Raw genomic sequence first — 23068 nt, 5'->3', positions numbered from 1 at the left:
GTCGCGGCGCACGGGTGGCGCGCTGCTCGGCGACCGGGCGCGGATGAAGACCGACCCCGACGACCGCGGCGTGTTCGTGCGCTCCATGGCGGCGCGCGACCGGCTCGGCGGACTTTCGGATGATTCGGTCGCCGCCGTGGTGCTGCTGCGCGCGGTCTATGATCTGGTGATCGTCGAGACCGTGGGCGTCGGCCAGTCGGAGGCCGACATCTCCCTTGTCGCCGACACGGTGGTGCTGTGCATCCAGCCGGCCTCGGGCGACAGCCTTCAGTTCATGAAGGCGGGCGTGATGGAACTGCCCGACATCATCGTCGTCACCAAGGCCGACATGACCGAGGTCGCCCGCCGCGCCGCCTCCGAGGTGGCTGGGGCCTTGTCGCTGGCGGGCTCCGCCTCCGCCGGGTGGACGGTTCCTGTGATCCGCCTGTCGGCGGCGACCGGGGAGGGGCTCGACGCCTTCGAGGCGGCGGTCGCGGCGCACGGCGCCTTTCTCGACGCGGGAGACCGGCGCGCAGCCCAGCGCGCGACGCAGGAAGACAAGTGGGTGGAGGAGGCGGTGCGCGTCCGCTTCGGCACCCATGGCCTTGCGCGGGCGCGCAAATTCCAGCTGCGGGGGCAGGGCCCGTTCGCCCGCGAAGCGGAGCTGGCGCTGAAATTAACCTCCAGGCAAGACTGATCGGACAATGCTCTTGCGTGTCGCCGGCCGGCAACGGTCCGGCGCCCTATTGGGGACATGAAGTCTCGGCAAGGGCTGGCGTATGGGAATTTGTCGGGATCGATGGCCGAGAGCCGGTCGGGCTTTGTCGCCGCTTCTCGTCGCCACCGCCTTCATCGTCGCAACGCCTTGCGGGGCGGGGGCTGACGACGTCTCGGGCCGGGCGCCGAAAGGCGTGGCATCGGGTTCAGGTCTCGGCCTCTGGCCGGGCTCCGCGCGGGCGCTGAAGCTCGCCACGCTCGATCTGCCGCAGCCGGTCGGTACCGGCCTGCCGGAGGTTCCGAAGGAGGCGATGGCCGAGGCTGCGAAGCCGGCGCGCCGTGTTGTCGCACCCGGCACCATCGTCACCGCCTCCCTCGCGCCGGTCTCTGAAGACAGTGCGCGCGCTGCCGCGGTTGCCGCAATCGCGGGCCAGCCGGTGCTGAATGGGACGCGGGACGAGATCGGCACCGGGCCGGAGCCGTCGGACCTCGTCTCGCCCGCCCTTGCGTCTTCCACCCAGTCTTCCTCCGATTCGGCCGATGACGACGCCTTCGCCTTTCCCCCGCCGCTGGTGCTCTCGGATCGCGAGACGGTCGAGCCTCCGCGCCACCTCGACCTGTCGGGCGCCTATCTGGAATTGGCCCTCGACATCCTTCTGGAACTGCCGCTGATCCAGGACGCCGCCCGCGTTGCCGCAGCGGAGGACGTTCCCGCGGATCTGGAGCAGGCCCGCCGTGCGGCCGAGACGCTGGCGCGCGAGGACGCGCCGGAGGAGGCCCTCGGGGAGTTCGGTGGCGGCAGCACGCTCGTGGGCCCGGTGCCGCATCAGGATCCGGTGGCGGTGTTCAGCCGCGATCCGGTGCTGTTTCCGGCCCTTGCCTTCCAGTATGCCGCGCTCGCTGAGCACGGCTATGTGCCCCATCCGGCGCCGCACGCCGAGGGCGAGGCGACCCTGGTCTCACCGGACAGCACCGTGGAGCTGGAGACGCCGCCCAGCGACGGCATCTGGCCCTCGCCCGCGCAGCGGCTGGAGCTCGGCGGCGAGAAGCTGGCGCGGGCCCAGAAGTGCCTGGCGGAAGCCATTTATTTCGAAAGCCGCGGCGAGCCCAAGCGCGGCCAGATCGCGGTGGCGCAGGTCATCGTGAACCGCGTGTTCTCCGGCTACTACCCGGCGGATGTGTGCGGCGCGGTCTACCAGAACGCCCACAAGCACCTTGCCTGCCAGTTCACCTTCGCCTGCGACGATGTGCCGGACGTGGTGCGCGAGCCGGACATGTGGGTGCAGGCTAAGGAAATCGCCGCCGAGATGCTGGACGGAAAGCTGTGGCTCGCCTCCATCGGCCGCGCCACGCACTATCACGCCTACTGGGTGCATCCGAGCTGGGTGCGGGAGATGCGCAAGCTGGACAAGATCGGCGTGCACACCTTCTACCGCCCGCGTCGCTGGGGCGACAGTTACTGAGTCTTTCGACGCCCTACGGCGCCTGAGCGACGCAACATCCCAAGCCCGCGCGGCGCCTGAGAGAAGCGACGCTTAGGCGTGGCCAGCGTCGCTGGAGAGCATGCCGGGCACGATGCCGAGCTTGCGCAGGGCACTATCGTATTTCGTCTCCACCCCTGCGCCGAAGATGAGGTCCGGGTCGGCCGGGCAGTTCAGCCAGCCGTTGGCCTGGATCTCGGTCTCGAGCTGGCCCGGCGCCCAGCCGGCATAGCCGAGTGCCAGCACCGCGCTGCGCGGTCCGCGCCCGCCGGCGATGGCCTTCAGGATATCCAGCGTCGCGGTGAGGCAGATGCCGTCATCGATGGTCAGCGTGGAATTCTCGACGAAATAATCCGCCGAATGCAGCACGAAACCGCGTCCCGTCTCCACCGGCCCGCCGCGCAGCACTTTGACGGTGCCGGCGCTTTTCGGCAGCAGGATGCGCTCGGCGGCAGGAACCACATCCAGCTGCACGAGGAGGTCGGTGAAGTCGATATGGCTCGCCGGCTGGTTCACCACGATGCCCATGGCTCCTTCCGGAGAGTGGGCGCACATGTAGACGAGGGTGCGGGCGAACTGCTCGTCGCGCATGGTCGGCATGGCGATGAGCATCTGCCCATCGAGGAAACCCGACCCTCCGCCTTCGATCGTATGGTTCTGGCTCGCAGTCATGGAGAAAGGGTACCGCCGTTCGGGCGTCTTGGAAATGCGGATTGCATCGCAGGTCGCCGCGAAGCCTCATCGCAAGGCTGCGAGTTCCGCGACGGGTCACACGCTTGTGCACGCGATTGGTGAGCGGAAGGGCTTTGCGGCGCAGCCGCGAGCGGGTACCCGCTAGGCCCATGACATCGACCCCTCAGCGCGCCCTGGGCGCTTGGCCGGCGGTCCGGCCCGCCTTCCCATTGTCGTCTCGTGGCGTGTTCGCCCGCGCACTTCTCGCCGGCGCCATGCTTGCTGCTCTCTCGCCGGCCTCGTGGGCTGCGAGCGCGCCTCCGGTGAAGGTGCCGGGCGCGGATGTGGTCCTGATGGCGGGCGCCGTCTCCGGCACGACGGCGGATGCGGGCATCGAGCTGAAGCTCGCCCCCGGCTGGAAGACCTACTGGCGCTATCCCGGCGACAGCGGCGTGCCGCCGACGCTGGACTGGAGCGGTTCGGAGAACATCGCCCGGGTGGAGATGGAATGGCCCGCGCCCAAGCGCTTCGCCGACGGGGGCGGGGGCTTTTCCATCGGCTACAAGGGGGCGGTCCTGTTCCCCCTGAAGGTGGAGCTGAAGGACAAGGACAAGCCGGCGCGGCTCGCCCTCGCGTTCGATTTCGCGGTGTGCGAGGCCCTGTGCATGCCCGCCCGCGCCGACCTCGCCATCGCGCTGGGTGGCGACGCCGGCGCCGAGGCGTCCCGTATCTTGGCTGCCCGCGCGGCCCTGCCGGTGGAGCGTCCGCTGGGCGTTGCCGAGCCGACATCGGTGCAGAAGGTCGAACTGGATGCGAGCGCCGAACCGCCGCGTCTCGTGATCGAGGTCAGGGCCCAGAATCCCAAGGCGGATCTGTTCGCCGAGGGGCCGGACCGCTGGGCCCTGCCGCTGCCGCAGAAGACCATGCTGCCGGACGGCGCCGCACGGTTCGATCTGCCCCTCGACGGCATTCCCGCCGGCACCGATCCGTCCGGCACGCCGCTCACGCTGACCCTCGTGGACGGCCCGAAGGCGATCGTGACAACGGTGCCTGTTCCGAAGCTGCCGCCACGCTGAGCTGGGCCGCTCCGGCCCGCAGCCAGCGCTTTTCTCCCCGTCAAAAGCCCGTATTGTCGGCGCGGGCGCAAACGCCCAAGACTGTGGAGAAGACGATGCCCATTTCGGTCGGCGACAAACTGCCCAACGCCACCTTCCGTGTTCCCACCGAGGACGGCCCCGTGCCGAAGACCACCGACGAAATCTTCAAGGGCAAGAAGGTGGTGCTGTTCGCGGTGCCCGGTGCCTTCACCCCCACCTGCCACAAGAACCACCTGCCGGGCTATGTGCACGAGGCCGACGCCATCAAGGCGAAGGGCGTGGATGCCATCGCCGTGGTGTCGGTGAACGATCCCTTCGTCATGGGCGCCTGGGAAAAGGCCTCCGGTTCCGACGGCAAGATCGTGTTCCTGGCGGACCCTGACGCGTCCTTCGCGGCCGCGCTCGACCTCACCTTCGACGGCTCGGCCGCCGGCCTCGGCGTGCGCTCCAAGCGCTATTCGATGGTGGTCGAGGACGGCGTGGTGAAGACGCTCAACGTGGAGGACGTGCCCTCCAAGGCCGACGCCTCCGGCGCCACCGCGCTGCTCGCCCAGCTCTGATCCTTCTTACCGACTGACGGATGCCGGGCACGCCCGGCCTCCGCGCCCCGGACCCTCCTCAGGAGGGCCGGCCTCGCGCGGTTTTCGCGCGCGCTCTCAGGCGATGATGTCGGGGAACAATTCGTCCTCGATCTGGCCGATGCGGTCCTTCAGCTGCAGCTTGCGCTTCTTGAGCCGCTGGATCTGCAGGATGTCCGATCCCGACACGCTGGTCAGCGCCTCGATCGCCGCATCGAGATCCCGATGCTCCTGCTTCAGGCGTTCCAGGTGGACCTTGAGATCCCGTTCCTCGTCGCTCGTCATGCCCGGTCCTGTCACCGGCGCGCAGGTCCGCCGCCCGCTCGCCCCATTTGGAATGACTATGGCACGGGTATGCCGCGCCGCAAGATGGGAGGTCGCCGGAGGTGGCGGAAAGGCGGTCGACTCTTCGCCGGCTCCGTGACAGACTGATGTCGTGTTGCAGACAGGGAGTGGCTAAGAATGTCCATCCAGTCGCACCTTCAGGAACTGAAGCGGCGTCACGCGGCCATCGAGCAGGAGCTCAACCGCGAAATGAACAGCCCCGCATCGGATCCTCTTCGTGTCGCAGAGCTGAAGCGCAAGAAGCTGGTTCTCAAGGACCAGATGTCGAAGCTGAATCCGACTTCCACCGTACATTGATGGCTTGCGAGATGTGTGCGTCGCCCGCGTGAGGTGTGGCGCCGCGCACATCTCTTTGTCCTGTGAGACGGGCGGCGCAAAGCGGCGTTCCGCGCGAACGGCCTTTGCGTTCCGGACCCAAGGGCTTTAATCCGGCCCCATGGCTCCTCCGCTCGTTCTCCTCCAGGACATCCATCTGCGCTTCGGCGCCACCCCTCTGCTCGACGGCGCGGAGCTTTCCGTGTCGGCGGGCGAGCGGGTGTGCCTTGTCGGTCGCAACGGCTCGGGCAAGTCCACGCTGCTGAAGGTGGCGGCGGGGCTCATCGAGCCGGACTCCGGCACGCGCTTCTTCCAGCCCGGAACCACCGTGCGCTACCTGCCGCAGGAGCCGGACTTTTCCGGCTATGCGACGACGCTCGCCTATGTGGAAGCCGGTCTCGGACCGGGCGACGATGCCTATCGCGCCCAATATCTCCTCACCGAGCTGGGCCTGACAGGACAGGAAGACCCCGCTCACCTCTCCGGCGGCGAGGCCCGCCGGGCCGCTCTGGCGCGCGTGATCGCGCCGGAGCCGGATGTGCTGATGCTGGACGAGCCGACCAACCATCTCGATCTGCCGGCCATCGAATGGCTGGAAAGCGAGCTGAAGGGGCTGAAGTCGGCCATGGTGCTCATCAGCCATGACCGGCGCTTCCTCGAAACCCTCTCGCGCGCCACCGTCTGGCTCGACCGCGGCCAGACCCGGCGGCTGGAGCAGGGCTTCGGCGCGTTCGAAGCCTGGCGCGACGAGGTGCTGGAACAGGAAGAGACCGAGCGCCACAAGCTCGACCGCAAGATCGTCGCGGAGCTGGACTGGTTGCGCTACGGCGTCACCGCCCGGCGCAAGCGCAATGTGCGCCGGCTGGGCCTGCTGCATTCCATGCGCAAGGATCGCCGCGATGAGCGCCGCGCGGTCGGCAACGTCAAGCTGGCGGTGAGCGAGGCGGAGGCGTCCGGCAAGCTCGTCATCGAAGCGAAGCACATCGCCAAGGCCTTCGGCGCGCGGGAGGTGGTGAAGGATTTCTCCACCCGCATCCTGCGCGGCGACCGCATCGGCATCATCGGCCCCAACGGCGCCGGCAAGACTACCCTCATCAAGCTGCTCACCGGCGAGCTTGCCCCCGATTCGGGCACGGTAAAGCTCGGCACCAATCTGGAAGTCGCCAGCCTCGACCAGAAGCGCGCGGCGCTCGATCCCGGCACCACCCTGCGCGATGCGTTGACCGGCGGCGGCTCGGACCAGGTGCAGGTGGGCGGCGTGCCCAAGCACGTGATGGGCTATCTGAAGGACTTCCTCTTCACCCCCGAGCAGGCCAACGCGCCGCTCTCGGTGCTCTCCGGCGGCGAGCGCGGCCGGCTGATGCTGGCGCGCGCGCTGGCGCTGCCCTCCAACGTGCTGGTGCTGGACGAGCCGACAAACGACCTCGACCTCGAAACCCTCGACCTTCTGCAGGAGATGGTGGCCGACTATCCCGGCACCGTCATCCTCGTCAGCCACGATCGTGACTTCCTGGACCGTACCGTCTCCAGCGTCATCATGGCGGAGGGGGACGGGATGTTCCGCGAATATGCCGGCGGCTATTCGGACATGCTGTCCCAGCGCGGCAGGGGCGTGGAGGCACGGGACAAGGGCGCGCCCGCGTCGAAGGCCAAGGCGGGCGAGCCGAAGCCCGAGGCCGGCAAGGGGGCAACTGCCGCCGGGGCGAAGCGACGGCTCTCCTTCCATGAGCAGCACGCGCTGAAGACGCTGCCCAAGACCATGGACGACCTGCGCGCCAAGCTGGAGAAGCTCGCCGCCGAAATCGCCGACCCTGCGCTCTATGCCCGCGACCCGGCGCGCTTCGACAAGGCCTCGGCGGCGCTGGCGGAGACGCAGGCGGCCCTCGATGCAGCGGAAGAGGAATGGCTGCGCCTCGAAATCCTGAAAGAGGAACTCGAAGGGTAGGCCGGCTCAGGGGCGGCGCCGCATCAGCACGGTGCTCTCGAAATCGATGACCAGATCCCCGTGCTGGTTCGTTCCTGTATTGTAGGTGCGCAGGAAGCCCCATTGGGGCCGGGACTTGATGTTGATCTTGTCCCGCACCTCGGTGGCGAACGAGATGGTATCTCCCGCATAGACCGGCTTCAGCCAGCGCAGCTTGGTGAAGCCGGAGGCTGGGCCGAAGGAGCCGCCGCCCGGCACGCCTTCCTCGCCGGGCTTCGAGGCTTCCTTGGGCAGCGCCATGTTGGAGGCGACGAAGCACTTCATCCACATGGCGGCCGTGTGCCAGCCGGACGCGACCAGCGCGCCGAACGGACTGCGCCGCGCCGCCTCCGGGTCCACATGGAACGGCTGGGGATCATAGAGCCGGGCGAAGGCCAGCATTTCCGGCTCGGTGAAGGTGTGGTTGCCCAGCGCGGCGGTGGCGCCCGCCTCGACCTCCTCGAAATACATCATGCGAGGCGCGCTCCCGGGTTGCGGCGGCCGACCATGACCACGCAGGTCTGATCCAACGCCGCGCTCTTGTCGGCTTTCAGAAGCTCGAAGCGGAAGGTCACGAGGCCCATGTCCGGATTGCTCCTGGAGGTGCGGCTCTCCAGCACCGTGCGGCGGAGCGTCAGGACATCTTCGGGGAAAACGGGGGCGAGCCACTTGTTCTCGGGAACGCCGGGCGAGCCCATGCTGGCGGTGCGCAGGAGGAAGCCGTCGCAGACGAGCCGCATCATGATGGCGCACGAATGCCAGCCGGAGGCCGCCAGCCCGCCAAGCAGGGACACTTTGCCCGCCGCCGCATCGAGATGCATGGGCTGGGGATCGAACTCGCGGGCGAAGGCGAGGATCTCCTCCTCCGTCACCTTGTGCGAGCCGAACGTCTTCACCTCACCGATGATGAAATCTTCGAAGAAGATGTCGGGCAAGGCGGCCTCCCTGTCGTTGGAGGCCGATGGAAGGCGAGGATGACGCAAACGTCAAGCTGGGCGTGGGGATATCGGCGCATCAGGCCAGAAGGTGGCCTTGTCGCTCCCCACCAGAACGTCGCGGATGTTCTGGGTGACCGGAAACCCATAGCCGCCTTCGCGACCGGGTGAATAGAGCAGGCCGTCGTCGTGATACTCGGACACATAGAGGTTCACGCCGACGCACATCATGGAGAGGATGAGCGCCTGCAGCGCATCGTATCCATGGACGACCATGCTCTTGGTGCGGTCCGGCCAGTCGCTCTCGAAGCGGCAGCCCCAGGACTCGCCGAAGTCCTCCACGAGGTGTTCGGGCTGGTGAAGGCGAATCTCCACCGGCGTGTCGCCGGTCTCTCCCCTGATGAAAAGGGTGTGCGTGAGGATCACCATGGCGGGGCTCCGCGAGGGACTGAAATCAGAAGCTTATCTTGTCGACGCCGATGAGCAGGTCACGCAGGTTGTTCGGGACCGGGAAACCGTAGCCGTCCTCCTTGTCGTAGGCTCGCAAACTGCCGTCCTCATGATACGGGCTTGTGTAGATCTGGGCGCCGATCATCTGCAGCGTGATGACCAGCGCCTGCAGCGCATCTTCGCCCACGCCATAGCGAACCATTCGGCTCTCGGGCCAGTCGATTTCGAAACTGCATGTCCATGACCCATCCGTCAGGTGAGGCTGATACAGGCGGATTTCGATGGGAACATTGTCCGATGGCCCATTAAGATGTAGAATATGGGTCATAATAAGCATTATAAATTTCAAAAAATTGTCCCTAGCATCTAAACGCGGTTTCGTACGCGGGTATATCAATCGGGATTATAAATAAATCTTGTCAGCGCCGACCAATAGGTCGCGGACGTTTCGGGCGATGGGAAAGCCATAGCCCTCTTCGTTGTCATAGGCGCGAAGGGCTCCATCGTGATGATAGGTGCTCGTATAGATCTGGATTCCGATCATCTGCAAAGATATCACCAGCGCCTGCAATGCATCTAGGCCGGCGCCGGACATGGTCTTGGTGCCCTCCGGCCAGTCGATTTCGAAAGTGCAGGCCCAGCAGCCGTCCTTGGGTTCTGGCCTGTAAATACGGATTGCGATCGGAATTTCGCCTTCAGGGCGATTGAGATAAAGCGTGTGAGTCAGAATTAACATTTTTATTCTCTCAGAATGGGAGAGGAGGAATCGGTTTTCCGGCTAAACAGAAAGCATATCGCAGGGATGCTTGACCGTGGCATGCTGGATTCTTGATGGCCGTGCAGTACGCCGTGTCTCTCTTGTTCAAGCGTTCGCATTCCGCTTCTGCCGCGGGCGAAATGCGCCGCGCCGCCATCGACACACGTCGCTCCGCACCGGTGGGTTTGGGCCCGGTGCTGCCGTCGCTGCCTCCGGCCCATCGCCCGCCACCCGGCTGGCCGCTGGGGATACGCGGCTGGCTGGGATCATAGCTGCCCTTCAATGCGAGCTTGAGTCGCCATGCTGCGACGTCGAGGTTCAGCCGCCGCGTGAGGCGGCGCAATCGGTCGAGGGCATCCAATTCTGCATCTGTCTGCGACACAGCCGCTCTCCTCCGTCAATCCGAAGGAGACGATATAGGAATATATTCCGATGTGCAACTGCAGCGTGCTAACAGTGGCGCGACTCTCGCGCGTCCGGCGCCAGATGCCTCAGCTCGAAGCGCATCACCTCGGTCCCATCCTCCCGCCGGGCGCTGCCGGTGCGGTGGTAGATGGTCCAGCCGGGGCGGCTGGTGCTGGGGCGGGCGTCGAGGATTTCGGTGAAGAAGGTAATGGTGTCGCCGACGCGGACCGGGGCGAGCCATTTGAGGTCGATGAGACCGAAGCCGACGCCGACAGGTGCGATCACCGCCGCGTGGTCGGGGGGCAGGGCTTCAACCGCCGCGCCATGGGCGCGCACGAACAGGCCCATCCATGTTGAGACCGTGTGCCAGCCCGAGGCGATGAGGGTGCCGAAGGGGGAGGCGGCGGCCGCCTCCGCATCCACATGGAAGGGCTGGGGATCGTAGGCGCGGGCGAAGCGCACGATCTCCTCCGCCGTGAAGGTGAAGCGGCCGAGTAACTGCGGCCCGGCCCCGACCATCACGGAGCCTCAGTTGGCGAAGCGGAAGTGCAGCACGTCGCCGTCGGCGACCACGTAGTCCTTGCCTTCCAGGCGGAAGCGGCCGCCCTCGCGGGCGCCGGCCTCGCCCTTGAACTTCACGTAGTCATCGAAGGCGACGGTCTCGGCGCGGATGAAGCCCTTTTCGAAATCCGTATGGATCACGCCCGCCGCCGCGGGGGCCTTGGTGCCCGCGGTGATGGTCCAGGCGCGCGCCTCCTTCGGACCCACGGTGAAGTAGGTGAGGAGCTGGAGCAACTCGTAGCCGGCGCGGATGACGCGGTTGAGGCCCGGCTCGTCGAGATCGATGGCCTCCAGATATTCCTTCTGCTCGTCCGGGGGCAGCACCGCGATCTCGCTCTCGATCTTGGCCGAGACGACAACGGCCTTGGCGCCTTCCTCGGCGGCGCGCTTGAACACTTCCGCCGAGAGGGCATTGCCCTCCTTGGCCGAGCCTTCCTCGACGTTGCACACGTAAAGCACGGGCTTGGCGGAGAGCAGGCCCAGCTGGTTGAAGAGCTTGCGCTCCTCCGGCTTCACCTCGGCGAGGCGGGCGGGCTTGCCCTCGCGCAGCAGGACCAGGGCACGCATGACGAGGTCCAGGGTTTCCTTGGCCTCCTTGTCGGTGCCGCCCTTGGCCTTCTTCTCCAGCGCCGTGAGGCGCTTTTCCAGGCTCTCGAGATCGGCGAGCATCAGCTCGGTCTCGATGGTCTCGATGTCGTTGACCGGGGCGATCTTGCCTTCCACATGGGTCACGTCCCCATCCTCGAAGCAGCGCACCACATGGGCGATGGCGTCGCACTCGCGGATGTTGGCGAGGAACTGATTGCCGAGCCCCTCGCCCTTGGAGGCGCCGCGCACCAGGCCGGCGATGTCCACGAAGGTGAGGCGGGTGGGGATGATGGCGCCCGAGCCGGCGATCTCCGCCAGCGTATCGAGGCGCGGATCGGGCACCGCCACGTCACCCACGTTCGGCTCGATGGTGCAGAACGGATAGTTCGCCGCCTGCGCCGCCGCCGTCTGGGTGAGCGCGTTGAAGAGGGTGGACTTGCCCACGTTGGGAAGCCCGACGATGCCGCATTTGAAGCCCATGGACCGCTCAGGAGTTGCACCCGCCCGCCGGTGCGGCTGCAGGATGGAGATAAGGATCAGGCCGCGCTGCGGCCGTTGGGGATCGCATAGCCCTTCGGGCCTCGGGTGCGCAACCCGCCCGGCCAGGGGCGCATGGGCCGAGGCGCGGCCTCAGCCCTTCTCGCCGACCCTTTTCTGCTCGCCGAAGCCCTGGGCTTCGAGGAAGAGGTGGGTGCGGTTCTGGAATTCGTCGGGGCGCTGCTTCACGAGCAACTCGGCGAAATCGGCGCAAGCGTCGCTTACGGCATCGACCCAGCCCTTTTCGGACTTGGCGAAGTCGTTGAGCACATAGGCATGCACCAGCGCCTTGTCGCCGGGATGGCCGATGCCGAGGCGGATGCGCCAGTAGTCGTTGCCGCACTGGGCGGTGATGGACCTGAGCCCGTTGTGGCCGGCATTGCCGCCGCCCTTCTTGATCCGCACCTTGGCGGGGGGCAGGTCCAGCTCGTCGTGGAAGACGAAGATGTGGTCGAGGGGGATCTTGTAGAAACGCTGGGCCTCGGCGACGGCCCGGCCGCTCTCGTTCATGAAGGTCTCGGGAAAGAGCGCGATGACCTTCTCGCCGGCAATCTCGCCTTCGGCGGCCGCGGACTGGAAGCGGCGGCGCAGCGGGCCGAGGCGATGGCGGCGGCAGATGGTGTCGAGCGCCATGAAGCCGACATTGTGCCGGTTGCCGGCATATTTCGGGCCGGGATTGCCGAGCCCTGCGAACAGGAACATGAGGCGGATCTCCGGCCCGGAAAACGGGGCGCCGCAGCTTCAGGAAGCGCGGCGCCCGGGATGGTCAGCGATCCGCTCAGGCCTTGGGCTCTTCCGCCGCCGGCTCCTCTTCGCCGCCCACGGGGGCGACGATGGTGGCGAGGGTGTCGTCGCCTTGGCCGACCCAGGTCACGCCCGCGGGGAGCTTCTGGGAGGACAGGTGGAACGCGTCACCATAGGCGGCGCCGGTGAGGTCGACCTCGATGGCTTCCGGGATGGATTCGGCCGGGCATTCCAGCTCGACGGTGTGGGCGACCACGTTCAGGGTGCCGCCGGACTTGAGCGCCGGGGAGGCCTCCTGCTTCACGAAGTGCACAGGCACTTCCACCGTCACGGTCGCGCCCTTGGAGACGCGCAGGAAGTCCACGTGAACGGGGAAGTCCTTCACCACGTCCAGCTGGTAGTCACGCGGGATGACGCGGTGCTTGGTGCCGTCCACGTCCACCTCGAACAGGGTGGTGAGGAAGTGGCCAGCATAGATGATCTTGTTGATCTCGATGAAGTCGAGCGAGATCGTGATGGGGTCCTGCTTCTCGCCGTAGATTACGGCGGGCACACGCCCGGCGCGGCGCTCGGCACGGGCGGCCCCCTTGCCGGCCCGCGGGCGCGCCACAGCCTTCAGTTCCTTGATGGCAGTCATGGCACTTGTCCTGATTTCGAGTTTCCATCGCCGCATCCGTATGGACGCGCGATTTCGCCCTGCGGCACGCCTCCAGGGGGGCGCATGCCGAAAGCGAAGGCGCGCTTATAGCGGCGGAGCCCCGCCGATGCAAGGAAGCGGCGCGGTAAAAGGGGGTATCAGCGCGGCGTCGCGGACTGGCAGGCGCCGGGCTTGCCCACCGGCGTGCCTTGGCCGAACCAGTTGCCGCACTTGTCGCAGCCGGAAACGGCGATGGCCAGCGCGGCGACGGCGGCGAGACGGATGGCGACGCGCATGACTTCTCCTCGGGAACCCGCGGCAGATTAGGCGATCCACCGGGGAAGGGAAGGGGCCGCGCCGCCGCGGCCCCGATGCGCGTCCTTCCCGGCCTCAGTAGACGATGACGTGCCGCACCACTTCGCCACGGTCGAGGCGGTCGAAATTCTCGTTGATGGTGTCGAGCGGCCCGGTGGAGGAGAGCAGGCGGTTCACCGGCAGCTTGCCGCGCTTGTAGAGCGCCATGAAGCGCGGGATGTCGCGCGGGGGCACGCAACTGCCCATGTAGCTGCCCTTGATGGTGCGCTCCTCGGCGACGAGGTGCACCGGCGGCAGGGAGATGCGGGCGTTGGGATTGGCGAGGCCGCCCGTGGTGGTGGTGCCGCCCCGGCGGGTGATCTTGTAGGCCAGCTCGAAGGCGGGCGCAGAGCCGGCCATCTCGATGGCGTGGTCCACGCCGCCGCGCGTCGCTTCCTTCACCGCCTCCACGATGTCCGGGTCGCTGGCGAGGAAGGTGTCGGTCGCGCCGATCTGGCGGGCGAGGTCGAGCTTCTGGGGAGACAAGTCCAGAGCGACGATCTGGTCGGCACCCGCCGCCACCGCGCCCATCACCGCCGAGAGGCCGACGCCGCCGAGGCCGACCACCGCGACGCTCTGGCCCGGGCGCACGCCCGCGGTGTTCACCACCGTGCCGACGCCGGTCATCACCGCGCAGCCGAACAGGGCGGCGTCGATGAGCGACATCTCCTTGTCGATCTTGATGATGGAGCGGCGCGAGACCACCGCATACTCGCCGTAACCGGCGATGCCGCACAAATGGTAGGCTTCGGTACCGTCATCGCATGTCAGCCGCCGACCGCCGCCGAGCAAGGTGCCGGCACCGTTCGCCGCCTGGCCCGGCCCGCACAACTGGGCGCGGCCTTCCATGCAGGACGGGCAGGTGCCGCAGGTGGGCACGAAGCTCATCACCACATGGTCGCCGACGCTGAGATCGTCCACGCCCGGACCGGTCTCTACCACCACGCCCGCCGCCTCGTGGCCGAGCACCATGGGAAGCTGGCGCGGCCGGTCCCCGTTGATGACGGACAGATCAGAATGGCACAGCCCCGCCGCCGCCACCTTGATGAGCACCTCGCCGGCCTGGGGCGGCGCGAGCTGAACCGTTTCAATGGAGAGCGGGCGCGTGTCCGCATAGGGCTTGTTGACCGGAGACGTGCGCAGGACGGCGGCGCGGATCTGCATCTTTTCCTCCCGATGCTGTTACCGCGTTTTCGGATGCCGCGGGGCAGAGCGTCAAGCGCGGGAGACTGCGCATTTCGCAGGGGGAGCGAGCCGTCTCCCGCTCTGGACGCATGGGGCGTGAGCGGGAAGGCGGAGGGGCGTCCGTCAGGCCGCTTCGGCCGCCATGCCGGACAGCAGCAGGTCGGCGGTTTGGCCGGCGAGCAGGGCGACGTTGGCGTCCTTGGTGATCATGGCGGCGACGATGGCGCCGTCGATCAGGACACCCAATTGGTGGGCCGCGCCGTTGGGGTCGCGTGCGCCGGCTTCGGCGGCAAGGCGGGTGATGGTTTCCAGCACCACCTTCTTGTGGGCGAGGGCGATCTGGCGCATGCGGTCATCCGCCTTGTCGTGCTCGGCCACCGCGTTGATGAAGGGGCAGCCGAAGAAGCGGGCGTCGCCGAACCATTCGCGGAGCACGGGGAAGATGCGGCGCAGGCGCACCTGCGCGGTTGCCTCGCCTTTCAGCAGTTCGCCGAGAAACCAGTCGCGCCACGCCGCGCCCTCGCGCTCCAGCACCGCTTCCACCAGCCGCTCCTTGGAGCCGAACGACTTGTAGAGGGTCGCCTTGGCCGTTGCCGCCTCGGCAACCACGGCGTCCACGCCCACCGCATTGATGCCGTGCTGGCAGAACAGGCGCGTCGCGGCCTGAAGGATGCGCTCGCGGGCCTTCGGCTCCGCCTCGCCCGCGTCCGGGGCGGCGTGGGGATTGGCCTTGGGGCGGCTTGCCTTCGTTTGCTGCATCGCTTCTCACCAATGTGCTGCTTTCGCGTGCACTCAGACAGACCTGTCTGTTTTCTACAGGCACGAACCGTGCCGGACAAGCCGCGTCCACTTTTCCCACAGTTCCTTATTTCTCATAAGGAAACGCAGGTCTCCTCCAGTCCGTCGCTGCCTTTGGCGGATCTGGCATGGCGCGTGCATAAGACAGACCGGTCTGTCTACACGACCCAAGGAGATCCTGATGACTGCGCCCCAGACCGCACTGACCGGCTGCCTCGCGCCAGAAGCGACCACGGGCTGCCTTGCGCCCATCGACAAGGAAGGCCTCGCCAAGCTGATCGCGGCCGGCAAGGCGGACCCCAAGGTCATCAAAACCCTGAAGTGCAAGACCGTCGCCGAAGGCCGCTTCCGTCACGCGAACTACATCCGCAATCTCGAGCCCTACATCGTTGACGAGCCCCCGGGCCTGCTCGGCGACGACACGGCGCCGAACCCCTCCGAAGCGTCGCTTGCCGCGCTCGGCTCCTGCCTCGCCGTCGGCCTCCACGCCAATGCGGTGCATCGCGGCTGGACCGTCCGCAAGCTGGAGCTCCAGCTGGAAGGCGACCTCAACATCACCGCCGTGTGGGGTACCGGCGACGTCAGCGAGAAGCCGGTCGGCTTCACCGACGTGCGCGTGAAGGTCGACATGGAGTGCGACGGCGTGCCGAAGGAGGAGGTCGAGGCGCTCATCTCCCACGTCACCAAGTGGTCGCCCGTGGCCAACACCTTCGTGCGTCCGGTGAACCTGGAGGTGGCGCTGGGCTGACCGGCGCCGACCAGCCGGCCGCCTTCGGCCGCATCCCTGCCCGGCAACGGCCGGGCAGGCTCCCGCCCTCTTCCCGTTGAGGATCGCCATGTCGTTGCCTGTGTCGCACGTCGCCGTCACTGCCTTGTCGCCGCATGACCCTGCTGCGGTCGATCTCGATGCCGGCATCGCCCTCGACGAGATCGGCAAGATCGCGCGGACCGATCTGTCCGCCTGGGCGCGGGCCATCGACGAGGGCACCTATCCCGCAACGCTGCTGCATCGGTTCGCCGACGCCGGAGCCTTCCGCCTGCATCTGTCTCAAGGCCACCGGCTGGGCAATGCCATCGAGGGCATGTCGCGCATGTCCGAGGTCTGCGCCGCCACGGGCTTCATGGCCTGGTGCCAGAACACGCTGGTCTGGTACCTCATCAATTCCGAGAACGAGGCGCCCCGCGCCAAATATCTCGCCGCCGTCGCCACCGGACATGTGCTCGGCGGTACCGCTTTGTCCAACCCCATGAAGTCCTTCTTCGGCATCGAGGCGCTGAAGCTGAAGGGCACGCGGGTGGAGGGCGGCTACAAGGTGAAGGGCATCCTGCCCTGGGTCTCCAACCTCGGCCCCGACCATTTCTTCGGCTGCATCTTCGCCGTGGACGGCGCCGCGCCTGTTATGGCGATCATCGACTGCGCCGAGCCGGCCGTGACGCTGAAGCCCTGCGAGCCGTTCCTCGGCATGGACGGCACCGGCACCTACGCCGTGCAGGTGCGCGACCTGTTCATTCCCGACGAGATGGTGCTGGCCCACGACGCCATGTCGTTCGTGAAGAAGATGCGGGCCGGGTTCATCCTGCTCCAGGCCGGCATGGCCTTCGGCCTCATCCGTGACTGCATCGCCATGATGCGCGAGGTGGAGGAGCCCCTCGGTCACGTGAACCGCTATCTCGACGTCCAGCCCGACCAGCTTTGCGAGACGCTGGCGGCCATGGAAGCGGAGGTGAACACCCTCGCCGAAACGCCGTTCGACGAGAGCCCGGACTACTGGCGCCGCGTCGTCTCCGCCCGCCTGCTCGCCGGCGAGAAGAGCGTCGAAGCCGCCCACAACGCCATGCTCCACTGCGGCGCCCGCGGCTATGTGCGCGCCTCCCGCTGCCAGCGGCGCCTGCGCGAGGCCTATTTCGTCGCCATCGTCACGCCGGCCACCAAGCAGCTGAAGCTGATGCTGGACCAGATGCCGGCCTGATGCCGGCCGCCCGTTTCAAAACATGAGGGGCAAAAGCCCCCGGTGCCTTCCGAAAGAGTGTCCTCCCGACCCGCAAGAGGGGATCACCATGAGCGCAATCCTGATTTCGCCGTCCGATCTGTCGACCCTCATCCTGTCTGAACCCACCGTGGTCATCGATACCCGCGACCCCGGGAGCTACGCCGCCGGGCACATTCCCGGGGCGGTGAACCTGCACGAGATCTTCACCTTCCTCGCCACCTCGACCCCCGAGGGCTACGCCGAGCTTCGGCAGAAGTTCGCCGACGCCTTCGGCAAGGCCGGCCTCTCCGGCACCGAGACGGCGGTGATCTACGAGCAGTCCATGAATTCCGGCTTCGGCCAGTCCTGCCGCGGCTATTTCCTGCTCACCTTCCTCGGCTATCCCAAGGTGAAGGTGCTGCATGGCGGGTTCGCCGCCTGGACGGCCGCGGGCCTTCCCGTTTCCACCGACGTGCCCGAACCCAAGGCCACCACTTTCCCGGTGGACCCGGCGGCCGGGGAACTCATCATCGATGCCGCGGCCATGCTGAAGGCAGTGGAAGACCCGGCCGTCGCCAAGCTCGACGTGCGCGACGTGGACGAGTGGATCGGCGAAAGCTCCTCGCCCTATGGCAAGGACTTCTGCCCCCGCAAGGGCCGCATCCCCGGCGCCAAGTGGATCGAGTGGTACCGCATGATGAAGCCGACCGCCGAAGGGCCGCGCTTCAAGTCGTCCGCCGAGATCCTCGCCGAGTGCGCCACCGTGGGCATTTCGCCCGAAACCCCGGTCTATCTCTACTGCTTCAAAGGGGCGCGGGCCTCCAACACCTTCCTCGCGCTGAAAGAGGCGGGGGTGAAGGACGTGAAGATGTATTTTGGCTCATGGAACGAGTGGTCGCGCGATCCGTCCCTGCCCATCGAGGAGGGGCACCCGGCCGCGGCCCTCGGCTGAACCGAGCCAAAGGAGCCCCGCCGTGCCCGAGATCATCTGCTATTTCAGCCCCCAGTCCGGTTATGCCTATCTGGGGCACGGCCGCCTGCGCGAGATCGCGCGCGCGGCGGGCGCCGACATCCTGTGGCGTCCCGTCGACATCCTGAAGGTCTTCGCCGAGGGTGGGTCCACCGCTCCGGCGAAGCAGTCGCCCCAGCGCAACGCCTATCGCAAGCAGGACATCGTGCGCTGGGCCAAGGTGCGCGGCATCTCCATCAATACCGAGCCGAAGTTCTGGCCCACGGATACGCTTCCCGCGTGTCGTCTCATCGCGGCGGCGCAGCTCGAGGGCATCGACCCCGCCGACCTCATCGGCGCCTGCCTTTCCGCCGTATGGGCGCGGGACATCCAGATTTCCGAGCGGGACAGTCTCGTCCGCCTCGCCAATGAGGTGGGGCTCGATGGTGAGAAGCTCGCCACCCTCTCCGACAGCGTGGAGGTTGCCGACAAGATCGCGCGCAACACTGCCGCGGCCATCGAGGCCGGCGTGTTCGGTTCTCCCACCTATTTCGTGAACGGCCAGATGTATTTCGGCCAGGACCGGCTGCTGTTCGTCGCCGCCGCGCTGGGCGTCGCGCAGGAACCGGTGGCGCAGGAGCATCTGTCGTGAGCGCGCCGCTCGTCATCATCGGCGCCGGGCAGGCGGCGGCGCAGGCCGTCACCTCGCTCAAGGCCGAGGGCTATGGCAAGCCCATCATCGTCATCGGCGACGAGCCCTATCTGCCCTACCAGCGCCCGCCGCTCTCCAAGGCCTATCTCGGCGGCGAGATGACCGAGGACCGGCTGGAGCTGAAGGCGCCCGCCTTCTACGCCGAGGCCGGCGCCGACATGCGCCTCTCCACCCGCGTCGCCCGCATCTTGCCCGTGGGCAAGGAGGTGGAGCTTTCCGATGGCGCCCGCCTCACCTACGGCGCGCTGCTGATCGCCACCGGCACCCGCGCCCGCACGCTGCCCGTGCCGGGGGCGGAACTGCCGGGCGTGTTTTCCATCCGCAGCATCGACGATGTGAAGCACTTCCGCGCCGCTGCGCTTGCGGGCGCGCGGCTGGTCATCATCGGGGGCGGCTATATCGGCCTGGAGACGGCGGCCAAGGCGAAGACGCTGGGGCTCGATGTCACCGTGGTGGAAGGCGCGCCGCGTCTTCTCGCCCGCGTCGCCTGCACCACCATCTTCGATTTCGCTCGTGACCTGCACGAGGGCCACGGCGTCACCATCCTCACCGGCACCGGTGTCGCCCGCATTCTGGGCACGGATGGCGTCACAGGCGTGGAACTCGCTGACGGACGGGTGCTGCCGGCCGATCTCGTGCTCTCGGCCGTGGGCGCGGTACCCAATGGCGAAATCGCCGCCGATGCCGGCCTCGTCATGGAGAACGGCATCCGGGTGGACGAGGCGACCCGCACCAGCGTGCCCGACATCTATGCTGCCGGAGACGTGGCCAATTTCCCGAGCAAGCTCTACGGCCGGCGGGTTCGCCTCGAATCCGTGCAGAATGCGATCGATCAGGCCAAGGTTGCCGCAAAAGCAATCAGCGGTGGGGCGGTTGCATACGATCCGATCCCCTGGTTCTGGTCCGATCAGTATGATGTGAAGCTGCAGATCGCCGGCCTTCTCGACGGGCACGACCGCACCGAATGCGAGGGCGACGTCGCCGCCGGACGCTTCTGCGTCAGGTACTTCGCGGGGGATCGCCTCGTCGCGGTCGCCTCCGTCAACGATCCGAAAAGCCACATGCTGGCGCGCAAGGCGCTCGCCACCCCGCCGCCCATCCCCGTTCCCGGGTGAGCGTGGCACGGGCATTGCCCTATCCCAGCGTCACGTTTGTCCGGTCCATCGCAAGCCCTCATGGAGAGCCCTGATGTCGATGTTTTCCAACCCGTTCTCGCTGAAGTCCACGCTGCGCCGCTGCCTGTGCGGGCGGCACGCGAGCGCGGAGGAACATGCGGCGGCGGAGCGGGCTGCGACGCTCTCCGATGAGGCGCGCTACAAGGAGGTGGTCGCCTCCGGCCTCATGCGGGCGCTGTTCCCGAACGACCTGAAGCGCCGCGCCTTCCTCAAGGCCGTGGGCACCTCCACCGCGGCGGCGGCCCTCGCCACCTTCTTCCCGCTGGATGTCGCCACCGAGGCCTTCGCCCAGACCGGCAAGCCGGAGAAGACCGACCTCAAGGTCGGCTTCATTCCCATCACCTGCGCCACGCCCATCATCATGGCCCATCCCATGGGCTTCTATACCAAGCACGGCCTGAACGTGGAGGTGGTGAAGACGGCCGGCTGGGCGGTGGTGCGCGACAAGACCATCAACAAGGAATACGACGCCGCCCACATGCTGGCGCCCATGCCGCTGGCCATCTCGCAGGGGCTTGGCTCGAACCCGATCCCGTTCGTCGCGGCGGCCATCGAGAATATCAACGGCCAGTCCTTCACGCTGGGCATCAAGCACAAGGACAAGATGGATGTGAAGTCGTGGAAGGGGATGAAGCTCGCCATTCCCTACGACTTCTCCATGCACAACTATCTGCTGCGCTACCTGCTGGCCGAGAACGGCATCGATCCGGATACCGACGTTCAGCTGCGCGTGGTGCCGCCGCCGGAGATGGTGGCGAACCTCAGGGCAGAGAACATCGACGGCTTCCTCGCCCCGGACAACGTGGCCCAGCGCGCGGTGTTCGACGGCGTCGGCTTCATCCACTCCTTGTCCAAGACCATGTGGGACGGGCACCCCTGCTGTTCCTTCGCGGCCAGCAAGGAATTCATCTCCACCATGCCGAATACTTACGCGGCACTGCTGCGGGCCATCGTGGATGCCACCGGCTATGCCTCCAAGGCCGAGAACCGCAAGGCCATCGCCGAGGCCATCGCGCCGGCCGCCTATCTCAACGCGCCGCCGATCGTGCTGGAGCAGGTGCTGGTGGGCAAGTACGCCGACGGGCTCGGCAACATCAAGGACGATCCCAAGCGCGTCGATTTCGATCCCTTCCCGTGGGATTCCTTCGCGGTGTGGATGCTGACCCAGATGAAGCGCTGGGGGCAGGTGAAGGGTGACGTGGACTACACCAAGGTCGCCAACGAGGTCTTCCTCGCCACCGACGCCGCGAAGGTGATGAAGGAGATGGGCCTCACCCCGCCCGCCACCACGATGAAGTCGTTCTCGGTGATGGGGAAGGTGTTCGATCCGGCAAAGCCCGCGGAATACGTCAATTCCTTCGCCATCAAGCGGAGCTGAGGGGATGAAGAGCCTCGGCGTGCGCGCCGGCCTCCTCTCGGTGCTGATGTTCGTCGCCTTCTGCGCGCTATGGCAGATCGCCGTCACCCCGAGCGCGAGTTCGGGGCCGGCGCTCGATCCCGAATATGCCAAGCTGATGGGCATCGCCACGGAGGGCGCCAAGTCTGCCATGCCGGGGCCGCTCGATGTGGCGGGCAAGCTCTGGGACAACCTGAAGCGGCCGTTCTACGACAACGGCCCGAACGACAAGGGCCTCGGCCTCCAGCTCCTCTACTCCATCGGCCGGGTGTTCATCGGCTATGGATTGGCGGTGCTGGTGGCGGTGCCCATCGGCTTCCTCATCGGCATGTCGCCGCTGGCCTACCGGGCGCTCGATCCCTTCATCCAGGTGCTCAAGCCCATCTCGCCCTTGGCCTGGATGCCGCTCGCCCTCTACACCATCAAGGATTCCTCCCTCTCGGCCATCTTCGTCATCTTCATCTGCTCGGTCTGGCCCATGCTCATCAACACCGCCTTCGGTGTCGGGGCGGTGCGCAAGGAGTGGCTGAACGTGGCGCGCACGCTGGAGGTGGGGCCGTGGCGGCGAGCCTTCACAGTGATCCTGCCGGCGGCGGCGCCCACCATCCTCACCGGCATGCGCATCTCCATCGGCATCGCCTGGCTGGTCATCGTGGCGGCGGAGATGCTCGTGGGCGGAACCGGCATCGGCTACTTCGTCTGGAACGAGTGGAACAACCTCTCCATCGCCAATGTGATCGTGGGGATCCTGCTCATCGGCGTCGTCGGCATGGCGCTCGACCTCATTCTCGCGCGCCTGCAGAAGCGCGTGACGTTTCCGGAGTGAGGGCCATGGCGAACCCCAGGACCGAGAGCGATCCCAAATTCATCTCCATCGAGGGCATCGCCCGGCGCTACCCGGCGGCGGGTGGCGGCTCCACCACCATCTTCGAGGATCTCTGGCTTCCCGTGGCGCGGGGCGAGTTCGTCTGCATCATCGGCCATTCCGGCTGCGGCAAGACGAGCGTGCTCAATATCCTCGCCGGGCTTGAGGAGCCTTCGGACGGCGTGGTGGTGGTGGACGGGCAGGCCATTTCCGGCCCGAGCCTCGACCGCGCGGTGATCTTCCAGGGTCATGCGCTGCTCCCCTGGAAGAGCGTCATCGGCAATGTGGGCTATGCCGTCTCTTCCCGTTGGCGCAAGGCGGGTCGGGCGGAGGTGGAGGCGCGGGCGCGCCGCTTCATCGATCTCGTCGGCCTCAAGGGCAACGAGCTGAAGCGGCCGGCCGAACTCTCCGGCGGCATGCGCCAGCGTGTGGGCATCGCCCGCGCGCTCTCCATCGAGCCGAAGATCCTGCTCATGGACGAGCCCTTCTCCGCGCTCGACGCGCTCACCCGCGGCACGTTGCAGGACGAGGTGCGGCGCATCTGCAAGTCCACCGGCCAGACCGTCGTCATGATCACGCACGACGTGGACGAGGCCATCTACCTCGCCGACAAGATCGTGCTGATGACCAATGGCCCGGAGGCGATGATCGCCGAGGTGGTCGAGAACCCGCTGCCCATGGAGCGTGCCCGCGACAGCATCCATCGCGAAGAGGATTACTACGCGGTGCGCAACCACCTCGTGGACTTCCTCGTCTCCCGCAGCCGGACCTTCAAGACGGAGATGCCGGCGGGCTACGACCGCCGCCACCCGCCCGTGGTGCGTCTCGGTCGCCAGCCGCAGCCCGAGCCGGCGCCGGCCAACACCATTCCCTTCCCCGCCATCGCCCATGCGCGGGACTGAC

29 protein-coding genes are annotated in these 23068 nt (G+C 67.1%); 14 read left to right on the top strand and 15 right to left on the bottom strand.

What is annotated here, in order from left to right; all coding sequences use genetic code 11:
• Both ACE3QW_RS16395 and ACE3QW_RS16390 read left to right on the top strand, forming a co-directional pair.
• The coding region (locus ACE3QW_RS16395; RefSeq protein ID WP_374252572.1) for a methylmalonyl Co-A mutase-associated GTPase MeaB at positions 1-676 on the top strand (676 nt) is incomplete at its 5' end.
• A 124-nt stretch (positions 677-800) separates the two neighbouring features.
• Entirely contained in the window at positions 801-2159 is a 1359-nt protein-coding gene (locus tag ACE3QW_RS16390; RefSeq protein WP_374252571.1) for a cell wall hydrolase, read from the top strand.
• A gap of 72 nt (positions 2160-2231) precedes the next feature.
• Here ACE3QW_RS16390 and ACE3QW_RS16385 read toward each other — a convergent pair whose 3' ends face one another.
• A complete protein-coding gene (locus tag ACE3QW_RS16385; protein WP_029556930.1) occupies positions 2232-2849 on the bottom strand; it encodes a YqgE/AlgH family protein in 618 nt (205 codons plus the stop codon).
• Positions 2850-3124: 275 nt separating this feature from the next.
• Here ACE3QW_RS16385 and ACE3QW_RS16380 point away from each other — a divergent pair, with 275 nt between their 5' ends.
• Entirely contained in the window at positions 3125-3925 is an 801-nt protein-coding gene (locus ACE3QW_RS16380) for a protein-disulfide reductase DsbD domain-containing protein (protein ID WP_374252569.1), read from the top strand.
• Between the two features lie 95 nt (positions 3926-4020).
• Positions 4021-4506: a peroxiredoxin gene (locus ACE3QW_RS16375; RefSeq protein ID WP_024277331.1), complete on the top strand. Its 486-nt coding sequence runs from the start codon at positions 4021-4023 to the stop codon at positions 4504-4506.
• A 96-nt stretch (positions 4507-4602) separates the two neighbouring features.
• Here ACE3QW_RS16375 and ACE3QW_RS16370 read toward each other — a convergent pair whose 3' ends face one another.
• Positions 4603-4809: a YdcH family protein gene (locus ACE3QW_RS16370; protein ID WP_024277332.1), complete on the bottom strand. Its 207-nt coding sequence runs from the start codon at positions 4807-4809 to the stop codon at positions 4603-4605.
• A gap of 177 nt (positions 4810-4986) precedes the next feature.
• Between ACE3QW_RS16370 and ACE3QW_RS16365 the strand changes: the two genes are divergently transcribed.
• Entirely contained in the window at positions 4987-5166 is a 180-nt protein-coding gene (locus ACE3QW_RS16365; RefSeq protein ID WP_024277333.1) for a YdcH family protein, read from the top strand.
• A 139-nt stretch (positions 5167-5305) separates the two neighbouring features.
• A complete protein-coding gene (locus ACE3QW_RS16360) occupies positions 5306-7129 on the top strand; it encodes an ABC-F family ATP-binding cassette domain-containing protein (protein WP_374252566.1) in 1824 nt (607 codons plus the stop codon).
• A 6-nt stretch (positions 7130-7135) separates the two neighbouring features.
• Here ACE3QW_RS16360 and ACE3QW_RS16355 read toward each other — a convergent pair whose 3' ends face one another.
• The 13 genes from ACE3QW_RS16355 to ACE3QW_RS16295 all read right to left on the bottom strand — a co-directional run bounded on the left by ACE3QW_RS16355 (position 7136) and on the right by ACE3QW_RS16295 (position 15059).
• Entirely contained in the window at positions 7136-7621 is a 486-nt protein-coding gene (locus tag ACE3QW_RS16355; RefSeq protein WP_374252564.1) for a MaoC family dehydratase, read from the bottom strand.
• A complete protein-coding gene (locus ACE3QW_RS16350; protein ID WP_374252562.1) occupies positions 7618-8082 on the bottom strand; it encodes a MaoC family dehydratase in 465 nt (154 codons plus the stop codon). Before ACE3QW_RS16350 ends, ACE3QW_RS16355 begins: the two co-directional genes overlap by 4 nt.
• A 51-nt stretch (positions 8083-8133) precedes the next feature.
• Complete coding sequence (locus ACE3QW_RS16345) at positions 8134-8511, bottom strand: hypothetical protein (RefSeq protein WP_374252560.1); 378 nt, start codon at positions 8509-8511, stop codon at positions 8134-8136.
• A 25-nt stretch (positions 8512-8536) separates the two neighbouring features.
• On the bottom strand, positions 8537-8860 hold the full coding sequence (locus ACE3QW_RS16340) for a hypothetical protein (RefSeq protein WP_374252559.1): 324 nt from the start codon (positions 8858-8860) through the stop codon (positions 8537-8539).
• 75 nt (positions 8861-8935) lie between these two features.
• On the bottom strand, positions 8936-9268 hold the full coding sequence (locus tag ACE3QW_RS16335) for a hypothetical protein (protein WP_029556937.1): 333 nt from the start codon (positions 9266-9268) through the stop codon (positions 8936-8938).
• 10 nt (positions 9269-9278) lie between these two features.
• A complete protein-coding gene (locus ACE3QW_RS16330; RefSeq protein WP_250165156.1) occupies positions 9279-9671 on the bottom strand; it encodes a hypothetical protein in 393 nt (130 codons plus the stop codon).
• 68 nt (positions 9672-9739) lie between these two features.
• Complete coding sequence (locus ACE3QW_RS16325) at positions 9740-10213, bottom strand: MaoC/PaaZ C-terminal domain-containing protein (protein WP_051678986.1); 474 nt, start codon at positions 10211-10213, stop codon at positions 9740-9742.
• Between the two features lie 9 nt (positions 10214-10222).
• Positions 10223-11323 (bottom strand): redox-regulated ATPase YchF, encoded by a 1101-nt coding sequence (gene ychF, locus ACE3QW_RS16320; RefSeq protein WP_250165158.1) that lies wholly within the window; start codon positions 11321-11323, stop codon positions 10223-10225.
• Positions 11324-11473: 150 nt separating this feature from the next.
• Entirely contained in the window at positions 11474-12082 is a 609-nt protein-coding gene (gene pth, locus ACE3QW_RS16315) for an aminoacyl-tRNA hydrolase (RefSeq protein WP_250165159.1), read from the bottom strand.
• A gap of 76 nt (positions 12083-12158) precedes the next feature.
• Positions 12159-12761 carry a 50S ribosomal protein L25/general stress protein Ctc gene (locus ACE3QW_RS16310; RefSeq protein WP_029556941.1) on the bottom strand — a complete coding sequence of 201 codons (603 nt, stop codon included), beginning with the start codon at positions 12759-12761 and terminating at the stop codon, positions 12159-12161.
• A gap of 158 nt (positions 12762-12919) precedes the next feature.
• On the bottom strand, positions 12920-13057 hold the full coding sequence (locus tag ACE3QW_RS16305; protein ID WP_155982215.1) for a hypothetical protein: 138 nt from the start codon (positions 13055-13057) through the stop codon (positions 12920-12922).
• A 94-nt stretch (positions 13058-13151) separates the two neighbouring features.
• The gene (locus tag ACE3QW_RS16300; protein WP_374252555.1) at positions 13152-14279 is read right to left on the bottom strand and encodes a zinc-dependent alcohol dehydrogenase family protein; all 1128 of its coding nucleotides are present in this window, start codon (positions 14277-14279) and stop codon (positions 13152-13154) included.
• A gap of 144 nt (positions 14280-14423) precedes the next feature.
• Positions 14424-15059: a TetR/AcrR family transcriptional regulator gene (locus ACE3QW_RS16295; protein ID WP_029556943.1), complete on the bottom strand. Its 636-nt coding sequence runs from the start codon at positions 15057-15059 to the stop codon at positions 14424-14426.
• 220 nt (positions 15060-15279) lie between these two features.
• Here ACE3QW_RS16295 and ACE3QW_RS16290 point away from each other — a divergent pair, with 220 nt between their 5' ends.
• The 8 genes from ACE3QW_RS16290 to ACE3QW_RS16255 all read left to right on the top strand — a co-directional run bounded on the left by ACE3QW_RS16290 (position 15280) and on the right by ACE3QW_RS16255 (position 23067).
• The gene (locus tag ACE3QW_RS16290; protein WP_051678987.1) at positions 15280-15846 is read left to right on the top strand and encodes an OsmC family protein; all 567 of its coding nucleotides are present in this window, start codon (positions 15280-15282) and stop codon (positions 15844-15846) included.
• An 88-nt stretch (positions 15847-15934) separates the two neighbouring features.
• A complete protein-coding gene (locus ACE3QW_RS16285) occupies positions 15935-17068 on the top strand; it encodes an acyl-CoA dehydrogenase (RefSeq protein ID WP_374252554.1) in 1134 nt (377 codons plus the stop codon).
• A gap of 88 nt (positions 17069-17156) precedes the next feature.
• On the top strand, positions 17157-18020 hold the full coding sequence (locus tag ACE3QW_RS16280; protein WP_374252553.1) for a sulfurtransferase: 864 nt from the start codon (positions 17157-17159) through the stop codon (positions 18018-18020).
• A gap of 22 nt (positions 18021-18042) precedes the next feature.
• Positions 18043-18669 (top strand): 2-hydroxychromene-2-carboxylate isomerase, encoded by a 627-nt coding sequence (locus ACE3QW_RS16275; protein WP_374252552.1) that lies wholly within the window; start codon positions 18043-18045, stop codon positions 18667-18669.
• Complete coding sequence (locus ACE3QW_RS16270) at positions 18666-19844, top strand: NAD(P)/FAD-dependent oxidoreductase (RefSeq protein ID WP_374252550.1); 1179 nt, start codon at positions 18666-18668, stop codon at positions 19842-19844. Before ACE3QW_RS16275 ends, ACE3QW_RS16270 begins: the two co-directional genes overlap by 4 nt.
• 73 nt (positions 19845-19917) lie before the next feature.
• Positions 19918-21282 (top strand): CmpA/NrtA family ABC transporter substrate-binding protein, encoded by a 1365-nt coding sequence (locus ACE3QW_RS16265; protein WP_024277351.1) that lies wholly within the window; start codon positions 19918-19920, stop codon positions 21280-21282.
• Between the two features lie 4 nt (positions 21283-21286).
• Complete coding sequence (gene ntrB / locus ACE3QW_RS16260) at positions 21287-22126, top strand: nitrate ABC transporter permease (RefSeq protein ID WP_024277352.1); 840 nt, start codon at positions 21287-21289, stop codon at positions 22124-22126.
• Between the two features lie 5 nt (positions 22127-22131).
• Positions 22132-23067: an ABC transporter ATP-binding protein gene (locus ACE3QW_RS16255; protein WP_374252548.1), complete on the top strand. Its 936-nt coding sequence runs from the start codon at positions 22132-22134 to the stop codon at positions 23065-23067.
• Position 23068: the final 1 nt, after the last annotated feature.

The sequence above is a fragment of the Xanthobacter sp. genome (assembly GCF_041911315.1).
In the GTDB taxonomy this organism is placed as follows: Bacteria; Pseudomonadota; Alphaproteobacteria; order Rhizobiales; family Xanthobacteraceae; genus Xanthobacter; species Xanthobacter aminoxidans.
The sequence above is the reverse complement of the archived record's forward strand: the minus strand, read 5'-3'. Positions and strand labels throughout refer to the sequence as shown.

Excerpts from the sequence above, each read along its gene's own strand:
- ACE3QW_RS16385 (WP_029556930.1), bottom strand. The coding sequence starts at position 2,849 with ATGACTGCGAGCCAGAACCATACGATCGAAGGCGGAGGGTCGGGTTTC.
- ACE3QW_RS16380 (WP_374252569.1), top strand. The coding sequence starts at position 3,125 with ATGCTTGCTGCTCTCTCGCCGGCCTCGTGGGCTGCGAGCGCGCCTCCG.
- ACE3QW_RS16375 (WP_024277331.1), top strand. The coding sequence starts at position 4,021 with ATGCCCATTTCGGTCGGCGACAAACTGCCCAACGCCACCTTCCGTGTT.
- ACE3QW_RS16370 (WP_024277332.1), bottom strand. The coding sequence starts at position 4,809 with ATGACGAGCGACGAGGAACGGGATCTCAAGGTCCACCTGGAACGCCTG.
- ACE3QW_RS16365 (WP_024277333.1), top strand. The coding sequence starts at position 4,987 with ATGTCCATCCAGTCGCACCTTCAGGAACTGAAGCGGCGTCACGCGGCC.
- ACE3QW_RS16360 (WP_374252566.1), top strand. The coding sequence starts at position 5,306 with ATGGCTCCTCCGCTCGTTCTCCTCCAGGACATCCATCTGCGCTTCGGC.
- ACE3QW_RS16355 (WP_374252564.1), bottom strand. The coding sequence starts at position 7,621 with ATGATGTATTTCGAGGAGGTCGAGGCGGGCGCCACCGCCGCGCTGGGC.
- ACE3QW_RS16345 (WP_374252560.1), bottom strand. The coding sequence starts at position 8,511 with ATGGTGATCCTCACGCACACCCTTTTCATCAGGGGAGAGACCGGCGAC.
- ACE3QW_RS16340 (WP_374252559.1), bottom strand. The coding sequence starts at position 8,860 with ATGACCCATATTCTACATCTTAATGGGCCATCGGACAATGTTCCCATC.
- ACE3QW_RS16335 (WP_029556937.1), bottom strand. The coding sequence starts at position 9,268 with ATGTTAATTCTGACTCACACGCTTTATCTCAATCGCCCTGAAGGCGAA.
- ACE3QW_RS16325 (WP_051678986.1), bottom strand. The coding sequence starts at position 10,213 with ATGGTCGGGGCCGGGCCGCAGTTACTCGGCCGCTTCACCTTCACGGCG.
- ychF (WP_250165158.1), bottom strand. The coding sequence starts at position 11,323 with ATGGGCTTCAAATGCGGCATCGTCGGGCTTCCCAACGTGGGCAAGTCC.
- pth (WP_250165159.1), bottom strand. The coding sequence starts at position 12,082 with ATGTTCCTGTTCGCAGGGCTCGGCAATCCCGGCCCGAAATATGCCGGC.
- ACE3QW_RS16310 (WP_029556941.1), bottom strand. The coding sequence starts at position 12,761 with ATGACTGCCATCAAGGAACTGAAGGCTGTGGCGCGCCCGCGGGCCGGC.
- ACE3QW_RS16305 (WP_155982215.1), bottom strand. The coding sequence starts at position 13,057 with ATGCGCGTCGCCATCCGTCTCGCCGCCGTCGCCGCGCTGGCCATCGCC.
- ACE3QW_RS16300 (WP_374252555.1), bottom strand. The coding sequence starts at position 14,279 with ATGCAGATCCGCGCCGCCGTCCTGCGCACGTCTCCGGTCAACAAGCCC.
- ACE3QW_RS16295 (WP_029556943.1), bottom strand. The coding sequence starts at position 15,059 with ATGCAGCAAACGAAGGCAAGCCGCCCCAAGGCCAATCCCCACGCCGCC.
- ACE3QW_RS16290 (WP_051678987.1), top strand. The coding sequence starts at position 15,280 with ATGACTGCGCCCCAGACCGCACTGACCGGCTGCCTCGCGCCAGAAGCG.
- ACE3QW_RS16285 (WP_374252554.1), top strand. The coding sequence starts at position 15,935 with ATGTCGTTGCCTGTGTCGCACGTCGCCGTCACTGCCTTGTCGCCGCAT.
- ACE3QW_RS16280 (WP_374252553.1), top strand. The coding sequence starts at position 17,157 with ATGAGCGCAATCCTGATTTCGCCGTCCGATCTGTCGACCCTCATCCTG.
- ACE3QW_RS16265 (WP_024277351.1), top strand. The coding sequence starts at position 19,918 with ATGTCGATGTTTTCCAACCCGTTCTCGCTGAAGTCCACGCTGCGCCGC.
- ntrB (WP_024277352.1), top strand. The coding sequence starts at position 21,287 with ATGAAGAGCCTCGGCGTGCGCGCCGGCCTCCTCTCGGTGCTGATGTTC.
- ACE3QW_RS16255 (WP_374252548.1), top strand. The coding sequence starts at position 22,132 with ATGGCGAACCCCAGGACCGAGAGCGATCCCAAATTCATCTCCATCGAG.